This window comes from Bradyrhizobium sp. cir1 (assembly GCF_014198245.1).
GTDB lineage: Bacteria > Pseudomonadota > Alphaproteobacteria > Rhizobiales > Xanthobacteraceae > Bradyrhizobium.
On record NZ_JACIHE010000021.1, the window covers coordinates 1 to 18,640 of the forward strand.

General features: G+C 63.6%; 15 protein-coding genes, 1 tRNA gene and 1 pseudogene. 5 read left to right on the plus strand and 12 right to left on the minus strand.

Annotated elements, in window-relative coordinates; genetic code table 11:
• Window positions 1-228: 228 nt before the first annotated feature.
• From GGD63_RS31110 to clpX, 3 genes are all read right to left on the minus strand, one after another.
• Entirely contained in the window at window positions 229-633 is a 405-nt protein-coding gene (locus GGD63_RS31110) for a GFA family protein (RefSeq protein ID WP_183247722.1), read from the minus strand.
• Window positions 634-692: 59 nt separating this feature from the next.
• Entirely contained in the window at window positions 693-3,116 is a 2,424-nt protein-coding gene (gene lon, locus GGD63_RS31115) for an endopeptidase La (RefSeq protein ID WP_183247723.1), read from the minus strand.
• A 323-nt stretch (window positions 3,117-3,439) separates the two neighbouring features.
• Window positions 3,440-4,711: an ATP-dependent Clp protease ATP-binding subunit ClpX gene (clpX, locus tag GGD63_RS31120; protein WP_018642420.1), complete on the minus strand. Its 1,272-nt coding sequence runs from the start codon at window positions 4,709-4,711 to the stop codon at window positions 3,440-3,442.
• Window positions 4,712-4,892: 181 nt separating this feature from the next.
• Between clpX and GGD63_RS31125 the strand changes: the two genes are divergently transcribed.
• Window positions 4,893-5,096, plus strand: a complete 204-nt coding sequence (locus tag GGD63_RS31125; RefSeq protein WP_183247725.1) for a hypothetical protein — start codon at window positions 4,893-4,895, stop codon at window positions 5,094-5,096.
• A gap of 62 nt (window positions 5,097-5,158) precedes the next feature.
• Here GGD63_RS31125 and GGD63_RS31130 read toward each other — a convergent pair whose 3' ends face one another.
• The 3 genes from GGD63_RS31130 to GGD63_RS31140 form a co-directional block, all read right to left on the minus strand.
• Window positions 5,159-5,794 carry an ATP-dependent Clp protease proteolytic subunit gene (locus GGD63_RS31130; protein ID WP_027559514.1) on the minus strand — a complete coding sequence of 212 codons (636 nt, stop codon included), beginning with the start codon at window positions 5,792-5,794 and terminating at the stop codon, window positions 5,159-5,161.
• 367 nt (window positions 5,795-6,161) lie between these two features.
• A complete protein-coding gene (tig, locus tag GGD63_RS31135) occupies window positions 6,162-7,523 on the minus strand; it encodes a trigger factor (protein WP_183247727.1) in 1,362 nt (453 codons plus the stop codon).
• Between the two features lie 172 nt (window positions 7,524-7,695).
• Window positions 7,696-7,780: transfer RNA gene (locus tag GGD63_RS31140), tRNA-Leu, on the minus strand.
• Between the two features lie 154 nt (window positions 7,781-7,934).
• Here GGD63_RS31140 and GGD63_RS31145 point away from each other — a divergent pair.
• Window positions 7,935-9,239 (plus strand): multicopper oxidase family protein, encoded by a 1,305-nt coding sequence (locus GGD63_RS31145; RefSeq protein WP_183247730.1) that lies wholly within the window; start codon window positions 7,935-7,937, stop codon window positions 9,237-9,239.
• Between the two features lie 4 nt (window positions 9,240-9,243).
• Here the strand turns inward: GGD63_RS31145 and GGD63_RS31150 are convergent.
• Both GGD63_RS31150 and GGD63_RS31155 read right to left on the minus strand, forming a co-directional pair.
• Window positions 9,244-9,681 (minus strand): annotated as a pseudogene (locus GGD63_RS31150) (GNAT family N-acetyltransferase).
• Complete coding sequence (locus tag GGD63_RS31155) at window positions 9,681-11,180, minus strand: NAD(P)H-hydrate dehydratase (RefSeq protein WP_183247732.1); 1,500 nt, start codon at window positions 11,178-11,180, stop codon at window positions 9,681-9,683. Before GGD63_RS31155 ends, GGD63_RS31150 begins: the two are co-directional and overlap by 1 nt.
• A gap of 382 nt (window positions 11,181-11,562) precedes the next feature.
• Between GGD63_RS31155 and GGD63_RS31160 the strand changes: the two genes are divergently transcribed.
• Both GGD63_RS31160 and glnA read left to right on the plus strand, forming a co-directional pair.
• Window positions 11,563-11,901, plus strand: coding sequence for a P-II family nitrogen regulator (locus GGD63_RS31160; protein WP_007603495.1), 339 nt, complete (start codon window positions 11,563-11,565; stop codon window positions 11,899-11,901).
• Between the two features lie 152 nt (window positions 11,902-12,053).
• Complete coding sequence (glnA, locus tag GGD63_RS31165) at window positions 12,054-13,463, plus strand: type I glutamate--ammonia ligase (protein WP_183247734.1); 1,410 nt, start codon at window positions 12,054-12,056, stop codon at window positions 13,461-13,463.
• Window positions 13,464-13,845: 382 nt separating this feature from the next.
• Here the strand turns inward: glnA and GGD63_RS31170 are convergent, their stop codons facing one another.
• From GGD63_RS31170 to GGD63_RS31180, 3 genes are all read right to left on the minus strand, one after another.
• Window positions 13,846-14,607 (minus strand): slipin family protein, encoded by a 762-nt coding sequence (locus GGD63_RS31170; protein WP_018642427.1) that lies wholly within the window; start codon window positions 14,605-14,607, stop codon window positions 13,846-13,848.
• Window positions 14,604-16,001 carry a nodulation protein NfeD gene (locus tag GGD63_RS31175; RefSeq protein WP_183247736.1) on the minus strand — a complete coding sequence of 466 codons (1,398 nt, stop codon included), beginning with the start codon at window positions 15,999-16,001 and terminating at the stop codon, window positions 14,604-14,606. The genes GGD63_RS31170 and GGD63_RS31175 overlap by 4 nt, the downstream gene beginning before the upstream one ends.
• A 182-nt stretch (window positions 16,002-16,183) precedes the next feature.
• On the minus strand, window positions 16,184-16,438 hold the full coding sequence (locus GGD63_RS31180) for a tautomerase family protein (RefSeq protein ID WP_183247738.1): 255 nt from the start codon (window positions 16,436-16,438) through the stop codon (window positions 16,184-16,186).
• A 151-nt stretch (window positions 16,439-16,589) separates the two neighbouring features.
• Here GGD63_RS31180 and GGD63_RS31185 point away from each other — a divergent pair, with 151 nt between their 5' ends.
• Window positions 16,590-17,567 (plus strand): GlxA family transcriptional regulator, encoded by a 978-nt coding sequence (locus GGD63_RS31185; protein WP_183247739.1) that lies wholly within the window; start codon window positions 16,590-16,592, stop codon window positions 17,565-17,567.
• A gap of 24 nt (window positions 17,568-17,591) precedes the next feature.
• Here the strand turns inward: GGD63_RS31185 and GGD63_RS31190 are convergent, their stop codons facing one another.
• Window positions 17,592-18,554, minus strand: a complete 963-nt coding sequence (locus tag GGD63_RS31190; RefSeq protein WP_183247741.1) for an AraC family transcriptional regulator — start codon at window positions 18,552-18,554, stop codon at window positions 17,592-17,594.
• Window positions 18,555-18,640 lie beyond the last annotated feature (86 nt).

The window sequence follows — 18,640 nt, forward strand, 5'->3', positions numbered from 1 at the left end:
CGCTTTCCACGGCATCCACACCTCCCGCAGAACAAAAGCGGAAAGTGTAACCCATGTGTTCGGTACGTTCTGTCACCTATGTCTCGGGCCGCTCACTCGCTTCGCGAGCTACGGCTAGGCAAGCCAGCACAGCAGGTCATGAGCGCGAAGCGAGCGAAGGCTGCCGCGCCGAAGCCCATCGGGCGAAGGCGGGCCTCAGATGCGAGCTACGGAGAGGCAAGCCCCACCTCAATCCCCCGGCCTCCCCGGCAGCAGCGGCACCGCGTCGATCCACACCGCCGCCGACTGGCACCAGATCTGCCTGGAGGGCCGCAACTTGTCGCGCTGGCGGATGCTGCCCCAGCGGATGCCCCAATCGTCGGCCTGGTCGCCCTCGCCGCTGGTGAACAGCGGGGAACCGCAGTCGGCACAGAAATGCTGGAAGCGCATCCGGCCGTTGTCGCCACGCTTGCCGTAGACCTTGGGCGTGCCGCCGGTCAGCCTGACGTCGGCGCTGGTGCAGATCGCCGTCACCCGGAACGGCGAGCCGGTCAGCGTCTGGCAGTCGGTGCAGTGGCACACCGAGAGCGCCTCAGGGTCGATCTCGGCCTCAAAGGTGATCTTGCCGCAATGGCATTGCCCGTCGACCTGCATGACCAACCTCAAACAAGAACGGCGCCCGAAGGCGCCGTTTTATCATCTTTCGCTCGATCTCAGTGAGCGGTCAGGCCGCCGGCGGCTTCATCGCCGTCCGGCTTCACCGTCACTTTGGTGTCCTCTTCCCAGACGATCGGCACCGGCTTCTTCACCAGCGCCTTGGCGACGACGTCGTCGAGGCGCGAGACCGGGATGATCTCCATGCCGCCCTTGATCGCATCGGAAATCTCCGTGAGATCCTTGGCGTTGTCCTCGGGGATCAGCACCGTCTTGATGCCGCCGCGGGCCGCAGCCAGCAGCTTCTCCTTGAGGCCGCCGATCGGCAGCACACGGCCGCGCAGCGTGATCTCGCCGGTCATCGCGACATCGTGGCGGACCGGGATGCCGGTCATGACCGAGATGATCGCGGTGGCCATCGCGACGCCCGCCGACGGACCATCCTTGGGCGTCGCGCCTTCCGGCACGTGCACGTGGATGTCGCGCCGGTCGAACATCGGCGGCTCGATGCCGTAATTGATCGCCCGCGAGCGGACGTAGGACGCCGCCGCCGAGATCGATTCCTTCATCACGTCACGCAGATTGCCCGTGACCGTCATCTTGCCCTTGCCGGGCATCATGACGCCTTCGATCGTCAGCAGCTCGCCGCCGACATCGGTCCAGGCAAGGCCGGTGACGATGCCGACCTGCGGCTCGCTCTCGATCTCGCCGAAGCGGTACTTCGGCACGCCGAGCAGCTCTTCCAGAGTCTTCTCGGTGACCTTGACCGCCTTCTTCTTGGAGATCATCAGCTCCTTCACCGCCTTGCGGGCGAGTGTGGAGAGCTCACGCTCCAAATTACGCACGCCCGCTTCGCGGGTGTAGCGGCGGATCAACAGCAGCAGCGCGTCGTCGTCGATCGAGAACTCCTTGGAGTCCAGGCCGTGCTTGGACACCGCGTTCGGGATCAGGTGCTTGCGCGCGATCTCGACCTTCTCGTTCTCGGTGTAGCCCGCGATCCGGATGATCTCCATGCGGTCCATCAGCGGCCCGGGAATATTGAGCGTATTCGCGGTGGTGATGAACATCACGTTGGACAGATCGTAGTCGACCTCGAGATAGTGGTCGTTGAACGTCCCGTTCTGCTCGGGGTCGAGGACCTCGAGCAACGCCGAGGACGGATCGCCGCGGAAATCGGCGCCCATCTTGTCGATCTCGTCGAGCAGGAACAGCGGATTGGACGACTTCGCCTTTCGCATCGACTGGATGATCTTGCCGGGCATCGAGCCGATATAGGTGCGGCGGTGACCGCGGATCTCGGCCTCGTCGCGCACGCCGCCGAGCGAGACGCGCACGAATTCGCGCCCCGTCGCCTTCGCGATCGACTTGCCGAGCGAGGTCTTGCCGACGCCGGGAGGCCCGACGAGGCACAGGATCGGTCCGGTCAGCTTGTTGGCACGCGACTGCACCGCGAGATACTCGACGATGCGCTCCTTGACCTTCTCGAGTCCGTAGTGATCGGAGTCCAGGATGGCCTGCGCGGCCTCCAGGTCCTTCTTCACCTTGGACTTCTTGTTCCACGGAATCGACAGCAGCCAATCCAGATAGTTGCGCACGACGGTCGCTTCCGCGGACATCGGCGACATCTGGCGCAGCTTCTTCAATTCATGCTGCGCCTTCTCGCGCGCTTCCTTGGAGAGCTTGGTCTTGGCGATCTTCTCTTCGAGATCGGCGAGCTCGTCGCGACCGTCGTCGTCGCCGAGTTCCTTCTGGATCGCCTTCATCTGCTCGTTGAGATAGTACTCGCGCTGGGTCTTCTCCATCTGGCGCTTGACCCGCGAGCGGATGCGCTTCTCGACCTGCAGCACCGAGATCTCGCTCTCCATCAGGCCCAGCACCTTCTCCAGGCGCGTGGTGACGGACAGCGTCTCCAGGATGCCCTGGCGGTCGGCGATCTTGACCGCGAGATGCGAGGCAACGGTGTCGGCGAGCTTGGCGAAATCGGTGATCGCCTGCACGACGCCGACGACCTCGGCCGAGATCTTCTTGTTGAGCTTCACGTAGCTCTCGAAGTCGGACACGACCGAGCGCGCCAGCGCTTCCGCCTCGACCGATTTCGCATCGGTGTCGGCGAGCGCCACGGCGGTGGCTTCATAGTAGTCGGCGCGATCGGTGTACTTCTGCACGCGCGCACGCTCGAGCCCTTCGACCAGCACCTTCACGGTGCCGTCGGGAAGCTTCAAGAGCTGGAGCAGGCTGGCGAGCGTACCGGTCTCGTAAATGGCGTCGGCCGCCGGATCGTCGTCGGACGCGTTCTTCTGCGTCGCGAGCATGATCAGCGCGTCGTTCTTCATCACCTCTTCAAGCGCGCGGATCGACTTCTCGCGGCCGACGAAGAGCGGAACGATCATGTGCGGGAAGACGACGATGTCGCGCAGCGGCAGCACGGGATAAGCGTGCGCTTCGCCGTGGACGATGGTTGGCCGGGGTTTTGGATTAGTCATGGCCTTTTCCTTTTGCTTTGCCCCCTTGCACGCAGCCCGCCATGCTCATGCGCAACCGCCACAAGGTGCCGAGGTGATCCACAAGACCGGTCGGTCCTCTTGAAAAGTTGGACCGGCTCGCCGGATCGGAACTGAGGCGAATCTTGAAGAGAATTCTCGCCCACCGACATTAGGTGGCTATCGACCCGGGGGGTGTCAAGTCATTGAAAAACGCGCGCCATCAGGCGCTTACGCACGCGGATAAGCGACGCAACACCGGCTGCGGAAATACATTTCCGCAGCCCAACTCGATGAGACGATTGGAGCGTTCCAGCGCCGGGAAATCAGGCGCTGGCGTTCTCGACGGCACGATCGGTCCGATCGGCGTAGATGTAGAGCGGACGCGCCGTGCCTTCCACGACTTCGCGGGAAATCACGACTTCTTCCACACCTTCCAGGCCCGGCAGGTCGAACATGGTCTCGAGCAGGATCGCTTCGAGGATCGAACGCAGCCCGCGCGCGCCGGTCTTGCGCTCGATCGCCTTGCGGGCAACCGCGCCAAGCGCCTCGTCGGCGAAGGTCAGCTCGATGTTCTCCATCTCGAACAGCCGCTGGTACTGTTTCACCAGCGCGTTCTTCGGCTCGGTGAGGATCTTCTTCAGCGAGGTCTCGTCGAGGTCCTCGAGCGTCGCCACGACCGGCAGACGGCCGACGAATTCGGGGATGAGGCCGTACTTCAGGAGGTCCTCAGGCTCTACGTGACGGAAGATCTCGCCGGTCCGGCGGTCTTCCGGCGCCATCACCTGGGCCGCGAAACCGATCGACGTCGACCGGCCGCGCGCCGAGATGATCTTCTCGAGGCCGGCGAACGCACCGCCGCAGATGAACAGGATGTTGGTGGTATCCACCTGCAGGAACTCCTGCTGCGGATGCTTGCGGCCGCCCTGCGGCGGGACCGAAGCCACCGTGCCTTCCATGATCTTCAGCAGAGCCTGCTGCACGCCCTCACCCGACACGTCGCGCGTGATCGAGGGATTGTCGGACTTGCGGCTGATCTTGTCGATTTCGTCGATGTAGACGATGCCGCGCTGGGCGCGCTCGACATTGTAGTCGGCGGCCTGGAGCAGCTTCAGGATGATGTTCTCGACGTCCTCGCCGACATAGCCGGCTTCGGTCAGCGTCGTCGCATCGGCCATCGTGAAGGGCACGTCCAGGATGCGGGCGAGCGTCTGCGCGAGCAGCGTCTTGCCCGAGCCGGTCGGACCGATCAGCAGGATGTTCGACTTCGCGAGCTCGACGTCGTTGTGCTTGGTCTGGTGATTGAGGCGCTTGTAGTGGTTATGCACCGCGACCGACAGGACCTTCTTCGCATGGCTCTGGCCGATCACGTAATCGTCCAGCACCTTGCAGATTTCCTTCGGCGTCGGAATACCGTCGCGCGACTTGACCAGCGAGGATTTGTTCTCCTCGCGGATGATGTCCATGCAGAGCTCGACGCACTCGTCGCAGATGAAGACCGTGGGACCCGCGATCAGTTTGCGGACTTCGTGCTGGCTCTTGCCGCAGAACGAGCAATATAGCGTGTTCTTGGAGTCGCTCGTGCCGACCTTACTCATTCATGTCTCCGTCCGCGGTTCGATCCCGTTCCGCTCGATCGCTCCATTCCGACACGATGGTCGGGATGAAGTTCAAATAGAGCAAATTCCGTACCAAAAAAGACCTACGCGTTACTACATCCCGTGCGAATCACGGTCACTCGATTCTCCCGCGATCATAGCCGATCAATCGTAGCCAACCATGCTGTCACCCGACTATCAAGAATTCGCTAATCGGGGGTCGCCGGCTACCCGTGACAATACCGTGATTTCCGGTCTTGGCACGGGCGAAGTGACCGAAATCACCCCGGCGTTGCTGGATTACCACGAAAAACAAGCACGAAAGCGGAACTTTCTGCCTGTCGCAGGGCGCAAAACCGATGTTTTGCAATGCGCACGCATCTAGCGTGAACGCCGCCCTGATGGGACCCCGGCGATCCCGGGGATCGTCGTTACGGTCCAGTAGTGCTACGGGGCCTTCGCCGGCGCCGGTTCCTCGGCGCGCTTGTCGATGACCTTGTCGACCAGGCCGAACTCCTTGGCGTCGTTGGCGGTCAGGAACTTGTCGCGTTCCAACGCATCCTCGATCGACTTGTAGGTCTGGCCGGTGTGCTTCACGTAGATCTCGTTGAGCCGCTTCTTCAGGTTCAGGATTTCCTGGGCGTGCAGCATGATATCGGTGGCCTGGCCCTGGAAGCCGCCGGAGGGCTGGTGCACCATGATGCGCGCGTTCGGCAGCGAGAAGCGCATGTCCTTCTCGCCGGCGGCGAGCAGCAGCGAGCCCATCGAGGCGGCCTGGCCGGTGCAGAGGGTCGAGACCGGCGGGCGGATGAACTGCATGGTGTCGTAGATCGCAAGGCCCGACGTCACCACGCCGCCCGGCGAGTTGATGTACATCGAGATTTCCTTCTTCGGATTTTCCGCCTCGAGGAACAACAGCTGCGCGACGATCAGCGTCGACATGCCGTCCTCGACCGGACCGGTCACGAAGATGATGCGCTCCTTCAACAGGCGCGAGAAAATGTCGTAGGCGCGCTCGCCACGGTTGGTCTGCTCGACCACCATGGGCACGAGGTTCATGTAGGTTTCAACCGGATCGCGCATGAGTCACCTAGGGTTTTAAGAGGCGCACATCGCCAGTCTTGGCTGCCAGTTGGGGCTGGATGCGCCGGAAGGCCGATGGACGTCCCGTGATGCAGGACTTGTAGGATGTAGCGACAGATATAGCCCAATTCGCGCCTGACAAGTGCGGAGCGCATTAAGGCTTAATCCGCCGGGCAGTTGAAGCTGATTCGTACAAAGAGGCCCAGCCGGCCATCTGGCTAGCTGGGCCCCTTCGCTGATCATCCTTAATAGAAAACTGTCCTGGAGCCCCGTTCCGACGGAATCGGAAATGGGCTCCAGCTTCTATTTTTGACGCGATTTCTTCACGCGAACCGGATCCACTTCGCTCGAAAACGCTCTAGAGCCTTCAGGCGGCGGTCTTTTCCGCCTCGTCGTCCTTGTAGAGATCCTCGCGCGAGACCTTCTTCTCGGTCACGTTGGCGAGTTCGAGGATGAAGTCGACGACCTTGTCCTCATAGATCGGTGCACGAAGCTGGGCCAGCGCCTGGGCGTTGCTGCGGTAATAGTCCCAGACCTCCTTCTCGCGGCCGGGCATCTGCCGGGCGCGCTCGATCACGGCGCGGCCGACCTCGTCATCGGTCACGGTGATCTTGTTCTTCTCGCCGATCTCGGAGAGCACGAGGCCGAGCCGCACGCGGCGATCGGCGATCTTGCGGTACTCTTCCTTCGCCTTGTCCTCAGTGGTGTCCTCGTCGGCAAAGGTCTTGCCGGCAGAGTCCATCTCGGCCTTGACCGAGTTCCACATCAGATTGAACTCCTCGTCGACCAGCGACGGCGGCGCCTCGAAGCGATGCGCTTCGTCGAGACGGTCCAGCAGCGCGCGCTTGACGCGCTGGCGCGTCGCGGTCGCGAACTCGGCAACCAGGCGCTCGCGCGCGGCTTCCTTCAGCTTGTCCAGCGATTCCAGGCCGAGCGTCTTGGCGAACTCATCGTCGATCGCAACGTCCTGCGGCGCCTCGATCGTCGTCGCGGTGGTTTCGAACTCGGCCGGCTGGCCGGCGAGCTTCTCGCTCATGTAGTTCTTGGGGAACGTCACCTTCAGCGTGCGCGTCTCGTTCGCGCCAATGCCGATGAGCTGCTCCTCGAAGCCCGGGATGAAGGTGTTGGAGCCGATCACGACCTGGATGCCCTCGCCGGCACCGCCCTCGAAGGCTTCGCCGTTGATGGTGCCCTTGAAGTTGATGGTGACGCGGTCGCCGGAGGCGGCCTTTTCGCCCTCGCCCTTGGCGGCATAACCACGGTTGCTGTCCGCGATGCGCTTGATCGCCTCGTCAACGTCGGCGTCGGAGACCTCGGCGACGGGCTTCTCGACCTGGAAGGTCTTGAAGTCGGCGAGCGCGATCGCCGGCACCACCTCGATCGCGACCGTATAGGTCAGATCGGTCTTGCCATTCAGCAGCTCCTCGACCTCGGCCTGCTCGGTCGGCATCGTGATCTTCGGCTCGGTCGCGAGACGGAAGCCGCGCTCGGAGAACAACTGCGTGTTGGTGTCGCGGATGGTCTGGTCGATGGTCTCGGCCATCACCGAGCGGCCATAGACCTTCTTCAGGTGCGTCACCGGCACCTTGCCGGGACGGAAGCCGTTGATGCGGACCTTGTCCTTGAGATCGACGAGCTTGGCACCGGCCTTGGCGTCGAGATCAGACGCGGGAACGCTGATCTTGAACTCGTGCTTCAAACCTTCCGAGAGGGTCTCTGTGACCTGCATGGCGTCCAATCTTCTTTTCGTTCGGCCCCGGCGCGCATGCGTCGGAACGCTGTCATTAATCGATCCGGCGCGAGGCGGACGCCTCAACGCCGGTGGTTCATCGGACCGGCTTCAGGCGGACAACATCCGCGAGGAGCAGGCCCTCGTAATCCGTGCAAACGCTGAAAGCGCTTGGTGCGGGCGGAGGGACTCGAACCCCCACAACTTTCGTCACTGGAACCTAAATCCAGCGCGTCTACCAGTTCCGCCACGCCCGCGTGAATTTGCATCAAGACCGGCCGCGATGCCGCGGGCGGCCGGGCTTATAACATGTGCCTGACTGTTCGCAGCAAAAAAATGGCCCGATGCAGACAGGCTTCAAGTAGGCACGACGGCTGGACTTATCCAGCGCGGCGTGGTCCGGATCGCGCCATGACAACGCGGATATTTGCCCCTGATCGGCGCGAGGTTCTGGCTGGCCTCGGAGCCTCGGCAGCCGGGCTGATCGCCGGCGGCGCCGGCCCATCCGTGACGGCCCAGCTCGCGCTCCAGGCAAGGCCGGCAACGCTGGCTCTGAGATCGGGCCAGCCGGCTACACCGGTCTGGGAGCTGGCCGCCGTAAGCCATCTCAGGGACGTCCGTCTCAAGCGTTTTGACCGCTGCGAGGTGGTCTTCCGCAACGACCTGCCTGTGCCACTTGCACCAGTCTGGTACGGCCTCAATGCGTCGGCCACGGCTGATCCGCTCCGGGGACGCGCGCCGGCAGCGCCGGATACGACCGAAACATCAATTATTTCAATACCTAACGCAGGGACCCTGCTGGCCGACTTCCGGCTCTTCGAGGACGGCGAGAAGCAACCCGCCCGTCCGCTTGCGATCATCGCGCAGGAGACAAGCCGGGTCGCCGTCGATCGCGACGAGATCCTGCTGATCGAGGAATGGCGCCTGCGGCCGGACGGAACCGCGCTTCCCCCGGGCCAGGACCCGAAGGACACGACGCCGCTCTATACGATCAACGGGCAGCCTTCATTCGAACTCTCAGCCGCGGCCAATGAGCGGCTGCGGCTGCGCTTTATCAATGGCTCGCAACGTACTGTTCTGGCGATCAAATTGGAAAGCCATGAGGTCCGTGTGATGGCCCTGGATGGACAGCCCGCCGAGCCGTTCCCGGCCCGCAACGGCGCCTTGGTGCTGGCCCCGGGCGGACGCGCCGACGCCTTTGTGGATACGGCCACATCGGCCGCATTCCTGCTGCATGACGGCAAGGAGGCGCGCCAGGTGGGCAGCCTCAAGGTATCGGGCCAACTGGAGCTGCGCGCGCCGCTGTTGCCGGCGCAGCCACTGCCGTCGAACGATCTCCCCGAGAAGCTCGATCTGAAAGGCGCCCTGCGGTTCGATGTCGCGCTCGGCACGGCCGATTCCAGCTGGGCACGGCCCGCAAACTTTTCCACGGCCTCCGCCCCCGCCTTCCGCGCCAAGGCCGGCCGCACCGTCGTGCTGGCCCTCAAGAACCCCGCCCCCATCACCACCGTCTTCCATCTGCACGGTCACCCCTTCCGCCTGCTCGACAAGCTCGACGACGGCTGGAAGCCCTACTGGCTCGACACGCTCGCGATCGAGCCCGGCCAGACCCAGCGCATCGCCTTCGCGGCGACCTCCCCCGGACGATGGCTACTCGAGTCGGTTGTAACGGACTGGGCCGCCCCGCGGCTGGTGCGCTGGTATGGGGTGGAGTGAGGGCCTACTGGCGCGTCCAGAGGTAGCGGACGTCGGGCTCCTTCTCCTCATTCCTCGCCCCGTCGGTCTGCTCGACCAGCGCGAACCCGCGCGTCTCATAGAAGCGTCGCGCCAGCGCGTTGCGCTGGAAGGTCCAGAGCTCCAGCCGATCGCAAGCGCGTTTGGCGATGTCGAGGAGTTCGGTGCCGACGCCGCGGCCCTGCGCGACCGGAAGCACATAGAGCTGTTCGACCCAGCCGTCGCGGAAGGCGATGATCCCGCTCAGGACATCATCAGCGAATCATCCCCATACGCGGCACGTCGGAAAGATATGTTCGCGATAGAACCAGCGGTCCTCCTCCGGCGTGTGCAGCCCGATCAGCCACGGCATCGCCTGGTCAAACGCCGTCCGATGGACCTGCGCGGCTGCGCCCATGTTGCTGAGCGCAAGCTGCCTCAGCACTAGTACTCCACTCCCAGCGCATCATAGATGCGCCGGTGCACGGCGGGCAGCGTCTCGGTCAGATCCTCCGCGATCAGGCCCGGCCCCGCTTCACTTGCCGCCTCGCCATGCATCCAGACGCCGATGCTGGCGGCTTCGAAGGCGGGCACGCCCTGCGCGAGGAGACCGGCGATGATGCCGGAGAGCACGTCGCCGGCGCCGGCGGTGGCGAGCCAGGGCGGCGCGTTCGCGGCGATGGTGGCGCGGCCGTCGGGCGCGGCGATGGTGGTATCGGGCCCTTTCAGCAGCACCACCGCGCCGGAGCGCTCGGCGGCGGCGCGCACGCGCTCGAGCTTGGAGCGGCCCGGATGCTTGTTGCTGAGATCGGAGAACAGGCGCGGAAACTCGCCCTCGTGCGGCGTCAGCACCACCGCATTGTCCTGCGAGGACCTGATCGATTCAAACAGGTGCTCGGGGGTTGCGGCAAAGCTCGTCAGCGCGTCCGCGTCCAGCACCAGATGTCGTTGTGCGGCAAGCGCGGTGTGGACCATGTCGCAGGTGCGTTCGCCGATTCCGGCGCCGGGACCGATGATGCAGGTGTTGTAGCGCTTGTCGCCGAGCAGCTCGCCGAACTCGACCGCGGTATCGACGGGGCGCACCATCACCGCGGTGAGCGCGGCAGCATTGATCGCGAGCGCATCACGCGGTGTCGCGAGCGTCACCAGCCCGGCGCCGGCGCGTAACGCCCCGCGCGCGGCGAGCCGCGCTGCGCCGGTCGCAGCTGCGTCGCCCGATACCGCGAGCACGTGCCCTCGCGCATATTTGTGGCCGTCTATGCGCGGCACCGGAAACGCCGCGCCCCAGAAATCCGGATCGTTCTCGAAAATCTGCGGCCCGATCTCGTCCAGCACCTGTGCGTCGATACCGATGTCGGCAACCCGCACCCGGCCGCAATGCATCCGTCCCGGCAGCAGCAGGTGCGCCGGTTTCTTGCGGAAGAAGGTGACGGTCTCGGTGGCATTGACCGCTGTGCCCAGCACGGCGGCGCTGGTGCCGTTGATACCGCTCGGCAGGTCGACCGCCAGCACTGGCGCGCCGTTGGCGTTGATCGCCTCGATCATCTCCCGCGCCTCGCCCTCGACGGATCGGCTGAGGCCCGCGCCGAACAGCGCGTCGATGATCAGTGCGGGCTTTCCGATCGCCTGCGGATTGAACGGCAGCACGGGATGCTTCCAGCCGCGCGCGGCGGAGGCCGCATCGCCCTGGAGCTGATCGCGCTCGCACATCAGGATCACCGAGACCTCGCGCCCTTGCGCGGCGAGCTCGGCGGCTGCGACGAAACCGTCACCGCCATTGTTGCCAGGGCCGGCCACGATCAGGATCGGCCCCGCCTCCACCAGCGCATTGGCGGCCTCGGCGACCGCCTGGCCCGCGCTCAGCATCAGCTTGAAGCCGGGTGTGCCGGCCGCGATCGCGAGCTGGTCGGCGCGCTGCATTTCGGCGTTGGTCAGAACTTCCATGCCACTTCCCTGGTACAAACGCCTCTTCAACAGGCACTTTTTGTGCCGATCCGTCGCCGGGAACACCGATCTGCACACATACTGTACTGATTGCCTATTTCGTAGTCTTAGGTATTTTGGCCCGGTCGGCTCCACCTATCAGAGATGCTCGTTAAAAGGCTGATAACGCTCCAATAATCAGGGTATTTGCAACTTGGCATAGACCCTGCTTTCGAGGAAGCCGCTTCGGTTCGTCGTGCTCACTGACATCTCACAGAGTGTGGCCGGCCGTTGTTGCCGGACTGGTCAGGGATCCCGGCATAGCGAAGACAAGATCGTGCGTGAATAAAAGCGCATCCTGACGAAGACGTTGCTATTTGATCGAAAGGCCGGGAGGCGCGCAGTGAAGAAAATCGAAGCCATCATCAAGCCGTTCAAGCTCGACGAGGTGAAGGAAGCGCTTCAGGAAGTCGGCCTTCAGGGCATCACCGTCACCGAAGCCAAGGGCTTTGGCCGGCAGAAGGGTCACGCCGAGCTTTACCGCGGCGCAGAATACATCGTCGACTTCCTGCCCAAGGTGAAGATCGAGATCGTGATCGGCGACGACCTGGTCGAGCGCGCCATCGACGCGATCCGCCGTGCTGCGCAAACCGGGCGCATCGGCGACGGCAAAATCTTCGTCTCCAACATCGAAGAGGCGATCCGCATCCGGACCGGCGAATCCGGGCTGGACGCTATCTGAGCCGGGTGCTATCCCGCATTTTGCGACACTCTGACAAGAAATAAGGCTGCTTCGGCGGCCTGATTTCGTTTGTGCGGTCGCGCAAAACTCGCCCAAAGCGAGAATAATTTTGCTCATCTGGAAACCGACCCGCAGAGCCAAAAGGGGTATGCATGAAGACCGCCAAAGACGTCCTGAAATCGATCAAGGACAACGACGTCAAATACGTCGACCTGCGCTTCACCGATCCGCGCGGCAAGTGGCAGCACGTGACGTTCGACGTCAGCATGATCGATGAGGACATTTTCGCCGAAGGAACGATGTTCGACGGCTCCTCGATCGCCGGCTGGAAGGCGATCAACGAGTCCGACATGTGCCTGATGCCAGATCCGGTGACCGCGACGATCGATCCGTTCTTCGCCGAGACCACGATGGTCATCACCTGCGACGTGCTCGAGCCGACCACCGGCGAGCCCTACAACCGCGACCCCCGCGGCATCGCCAAGAAGGCGGAAGCCATGGTGAAGTCGATGGGCGTGGGCGACAGCGTGTTCGTCGGCCCCGAGGCCGAGTTCTTCGTGTTCGACGACGTACGCTTCTCCTCCACCCCCTACAACACCGGTTTCCGGCTCGACTCCTCAGAGCTGCCGACCAACACCGACACGGAATATGAGGGCGGCAACCTCGGCCACCGCATCCGCACCAAGGCAGGCTACTTCCCCGTCCCGCCGCAGGACTCCGTGCAGGACATGCGCTCCGAGATGCTCGGTGCCATGGCCAAGATGGGCGTCAAGGTCGAGAAGCATCACCACGAGGTCGCTTCCGCCCAGCACGAGCTGGGCATGAAGTTCGACACGCTGACGCTGATGGCCGACCACCTGCAGATCTACAAATACTGCATCCATCAGGTCGCGCATATCTACGGCAAGACCGCCACCTTCATGCCGAAGCCGGTCTACGGCGACAACGGCTCGGGCATGCACGTGCACCAGTCGATCTGGAAGGAGGGCAAGCCGGTGTTCGCCGGCAACAAGTATGCCGACCTCTCGGAGACCTGCCTCCACTACATCGGCGGCATCATCAGGCACGCCAAGGCGATCAACGCCTTCACCAACCCGTCGACCAACTCCTACAAGCGTCTGGTCCCGGGCTACGAGGCCCCCGTGCTGCTCGCCTACTCCGCCCGCAACCGCTCGGCCTCATGCCGCATCCCCTACACCGCTTCGCCGAAGGCCAAGCGTGTCGAGGTGCGCTTCCCCGATCCGCTTGCCAATCCCTATCTCGGCTTCGCCGCGATGCTGATGGCCGGCCTCGACGGCATCAAGAACAAGATCGATCCGGGTCCGGCGATGGACAAGGACCTCTACGACCTGCCGAAGGAAGAGCTGAAGCAGATCCCGACCGTCTGCGGCTCGCTCCGCGAGGCGCTGGAAAACCTCGACAAGGACCGCGGCTTCCTCAAGAACGGCGGCGTGTTCGACGACGACTTCATCGACGCTTACATCGAGCTGAAGATGACCGAAGTCGAGCGCTTCGAAATGACCCCGCACCCGATCGAGTTCGACATGTACTATTCGGGCTAAACGGCCCGAACTCTGTGCGACAAGCAAAAGGCGCTCCGAAAGGAGCGCCTTTTCGTTTTGGAAGTCGCAGGTCCGTAGGGTCTGTAGGGTCTGTAGAGTGGGTAGCTTGCGGATGCGCGAAGCGCAGTCCGCCGGCGTAACCCACCACGCTTCTGCAAATGCGGAACGAAGTTGGTGGGTTATGCTTGGCGGCTTGCGCTTTTGCGCAATCCGCTACGCCAACCCACCCTGCAAGATGCGAGCCGGCCGATCACCACCGGCTTGTCGCCGCGCACCACGTTGTCGAGGAAGAACGCGGTCTCCTCCAGCGTAACCGTTTAAGTAGGGATCGACATTCGATACGCCCATTGAGGCCGAAGATGGGTCAGCCTGTTGCTTGTCGCTATGGGTTGTCCCGCCGCGGCATAAAGTGGTCGAGCAGACCCGTCGGGAGCGGAAAGACGACGGTCGACGACCGTTCGCCCGCGATGTCGTGCAGGGCCGCGAAATAACGCAGCTGCATCGCCTGAGGCTCCTGCGCGAGAATCCGGCCGGCTTCGACCAGCTTTTCCGCGGCCTGCTGCTCGCCCATCGCATTGATCACCTTGGCCCGCCGCAAGCGCTCCGCCTCCGCCTGTTTGGCAATCGCGCGAACCATGGTTTCGTTGAGATCGACATCCTTGATCTCTATGCCGGTGACCTTGATGCCCCAGACGTCGGTCTGCTTGTCGAGGATCTCCTGAATGTCGGCGTTCAACCTGTCGCGCTCGGCAAGCATCTCGTCGAGCTCGTGCTTGCCGAGGACCGAGCGCAGCGTGGTCTGGGCGAGCTGGCTGGTGGCGGCCATGTAGTCGCCGACCTTGATAATCGCCCGTTCGGGGTCGACGATGCGGAAGTACAGAACGGCGTTGACCTTGACGGACACGTTGTCCCGCGAAATCACGTCCTGCGGCGGCACGACCTGCACCATCACCCGCAGATCGACCTTGACCAGTTGCTGCACGACCGGAATGAGGAGGATGAGGCCCGGGCCCTTCACGCCGGTGAAGCGGCCGAGCGTAAAGACGACGCCACGCTCGTATTCTCGCAGGATTCGAATAGCCTGGGATAGAAACATGACGACAAGCAGCGCAAGCGCCGCATAAGTCAGATATTCCAGCATCATGATGGACCTCCCTCGCCGGTTCGGGCTGGTGCGCGCCGTATCAGCAGCGTCAGGTCGACGACGTTGGCGACTTCGGCCATCTCTCCGGGCTTGAACGTTTCGGCACCGCGCGCCCGCCAGCGCTCACCGTGGGCGAACACATGACCTTCGTTCCCGTCCCAGTCGAGAACCTCCGCGGGCAAGCCTCGCATGGCCTTCGCGCCGACCAGTGCAGGGGCCATGCGGACGCGCCGAAGTGAACCAAGCACGACGAGCGCAAAGCCGGCGAACACCGCCGTAGTGATGCCGATCACCCACCACGACAATTGGTAGCCAGGCGCCTCGCCCCTGAAAAGCATCAAGGCTCCCAGCACGAAAGCGATGATCCCCCCGAGACCGATCACCACGGTCGGGTTGAAGGCCTCGATTGTCAGAAGCACGAGTCCAACCAGCATCAGGGCGAAGCCGGCATAATTGACCGGCAGCAAATTGAGTGCATAGAGGCCGATCAGCAGGCAGATCGCGCCGACGACCCCTGGGGCGACGGCACCGGGAGACATGAATTCGAAGATCAGGCCGTAGATGCCGACCATCAGGAGAATGAATGCCACGTTCGGATCGGTGATGACCGCCAGGAAGCGGGATATCCGTCCGGGGTCGACGGCCTCAACGGCGGCATCCCTTGTCACGAGGCGTTGCGTCTTGCCGCCTGCAACCTCCACCACACGACCGTCGAGCTGCCGCAGCAACTCAGCCTGATCGCGCGCGACGAGATCGATGGCATGGGCTTCCAGCGCGGCGTTGGCAGAGAGTGTGGCAGCCTCCCGGACCGCCTTCTCCGCCCAGTCCACATTGCGGCCGCGCAGCTCCGCAAGGCTGCGGATGAAAGCGACCGCATCATTGGTCGCCTTTGCCGTCATGGCATCTTTCGGCTCGCTCTCCCGGTCACCGTCCTTCTTGTCCTTGCCGCCCTTGTCCGGCGTACCGCCCGGCAGACCCGGCAGCGGCCCGCCAATCTGCACCGGCGTCGCGGCACCGATATTGGTGCCTGGCGCCATCGCCGCGATGTGGGTCGCATAAAGGATATAGGTGCCCGCGCTCGCCGCATGGGCGCCGGAAGGAGCGACGTAACCAACGACAGGAATGGGCGAGGCGAGCACATCCGCGATGATCTCGCGCATGCTGGAATTCAGACCGCCGGGCGTGTTCATCCTCAGAAGCACGACCTCGGCGCGCCGTTCGCTCGCCTTGGCCAAAGCTTCCTTCACGTAGCTGGCCGACGCAGGGCCAATCGCCCCGTCGATCGAAACAATCAGTGCAACACGGCCGCTCTCCTCCGCTGAACTGGGAAGGAGGTAGCAGGTCAAAGCCGCGACGGTGATCGCCGCAACGAGGGCCGCCTTCATGGTCTGCACGGCAAGGGCTCCCTTGCAGAGCATATGGTGTTGCTCTCGAGAACCTCAATGCTGCGCGTGGAGACCAACGTTGCGATTGTGCAACGCAATGGGAAATGGCCATGCAGGATGGCGCTGTGATCGGTTGAGCAGAGGCAGTGGCGGACCATGCCTGCGGCTGATCCGCCTTGCGCCAGGCACCGCTACCGTGCCACCCTCACGCCATCGGCTCCGATCGCACCGAAGGTGCTCGCGATCATCTCGCTCGTCGGCTGCATGCCGCCGAGCGACCAGTGCGATGGCTCCTGCTCCTCGATCCTGACCCAGACGTTGCGGCGGAAATCCGCACTGCCCTGCCCTTCGACCTCGACCATCAGGTCGGTGATCCGTTCGAGCAGCGTCTTCTTCTGCGCAGCATCGAGGATGCCGCGGACGGTCGAAATGGTGATGTAAGGCATGTCTCTCTCCAATCATGTCGTGTGGCGACGCGGCGAATTTGGACCCGGCATCTCCGGCAAGGCAGTGGCGGATAAGCCAGAGTTCGGGCAATTTCCGCCACTCGCCCGCGCGACAATCGGCTAGGATCGCCGCATCCTGCCTGGAGGTCCCATGAAGCTCGCAATTCTGGCACTGGAAGGTTGCATGCACTCGGCGATCGCCGGAATCGCCGACGTCCTGTCGCTCGCCAATCACGTGATGCAGCAGAGCGGCACAGCGCCCCGCTTCAGCTGGCAGACGCTGTCGCTCGACGGCCGGGACGTGCGCGCGGGCGGCGGCCGGATGGTCGCGGTCGACGGCGGCATCGGCAAACGCGCCCGCTTCGACGCGATCCTCGTCCCCGGCAATCTCGTCGATCACGTCACCGCCGAGCGTCTAAAGCCACAATATGCCCGTGCCGGCGCCTGGCTGCGGCAGCAGCACGCGAACGGCCGGCTGATCGGCGCCTTTTGCAGCGGCGTGTTCCTGCTGGCAGGCAGCGGCCTGCTCGACAACCGCCGCGCCACCATCACGTGGTGGCTGCAAGGCGAGCTGCGGCAGCGTCATCCCACGATCGACCTCGCGGCCGACGCCGTCATCACGGTTGCGGACCGCGTCGTCTGCGCGGCCGGACCGATGTCGTGGGTCGACCTGCTGCTCAGGCTGATCGAGATCGTCGACGGCAAGGAGGTCGCAAAACTATGCGCGGACTACGTCGTCATCGACACCGCGCAGCGCACCCAGTCGATCTTCATGCCGGTCGGCTATCTGCTCTCGCAGGACCCGCTGCTGACCAAAGCCGATCTCCTGGTTCGCCGCACCGGCAAGCACCCGATGACGGTCAAGCGCCTCGCGGGCGCGCTCGGCCTCAGCGAGCGCACGCTGAACCGAAAGTTTCAGGAGCTCACGCACGAGCCGCCGCAAGCCTTCATCATGCGCCGCCGCGTCGAGCATGCGCGCACGCTCCTGGAGACAACGACGCAGCCGGTCAAGACCATCGCCCGCGCCGCCGGCTATGAGGACGAAAGCAGTTTTCGCAAGGCGTTCCGCAAGCTGACCTTGATGTCGCCGCAGGCGTATCGCGCGCGGCGGATGGAGCGGACGGCTTGACAGCACCTCACCGCCGTCCGCAGCTCATTTGCGGACGCGGATCTCCGATGGGGACGCGCCGTAGACACGGCGAAACGTTCGATTGAAGTACGAGATGTCGTTGAAGCCGGACTGGTGCGCGATTTCGCTGATCGAGCGGCCTGCGAGGCTCACTTCGGTCAGCATCTTGTAGGCCAAGGCCAACCGCTGATTGAGGACGAACTCGGTAAAGCTCATGCCTTCGAGCTCGAACAGCCTGCGGACATAGGATTTTGAAATGCCCTGCTTGGCAGCCACAGAGTCCAGGCTCAGCCCGGGATTGCCGGACTGCGCGCGAATGTGGGCCTTGATGCTCCGCATTCTGGCGGCTGCAACACCGCGCATGTTCGCCATCTCGGCGGCATCCGGAGTGGCGCCCAGCAACAGGGCGCCGAGATCGAGCATGTGGTTCACGACGGCCCGCCGCATTGCCGCGTTCGCGAGCGTCTGTCTCTCGTTGACGATGCCGAGATAATCCAGAAAGAGCGAAAGCGCCGGGTTCTGCCTGTCGAGCGGTTTGCCGATGGCGTCGTCGAAATTGCTGACCAGGGGCCCAATCAGCGCGCGGCTGATCCGCCAGGTGACCACGCGCCTCGTCGTGTAATTGGTCGCGGTCCCCGGCAAACCATTCGTGGTCAGGATCGCGTCGCCGGGACCCAGATGCGTCTCGTGACCATTTTGATTGTGTGTCGCCGCGCCATCGCGGTTGAGCACGATCACCGGATCGTCGTTGTCGATCATCGCTTCGGTGTGGCGACAGAAAATCGGAGAAACGGTCGCGGCCGCCACGGACATTCCGGGCAGCGCACGCAACTTCATATCGATCTGAAGCGCCGTGTCGGGCAACGGCTCGATCTCCAGCTTGAGGATTTCGCGGCCGTAGATCTGGTGAAAGGCTTCCGTCCTGTCGCGCTCGGCAAATGCGGAGCTGGACAGCTCCAATGCGATCAATTCGTCGCCAGTATCCAACGCACCGCTCCATCAGAGTGAGATTGCCCGGCGTTCATTTTGTCGCAGGAAATCTCGCGGCGTTCAAAGGTCTTTCATTGCCAGGT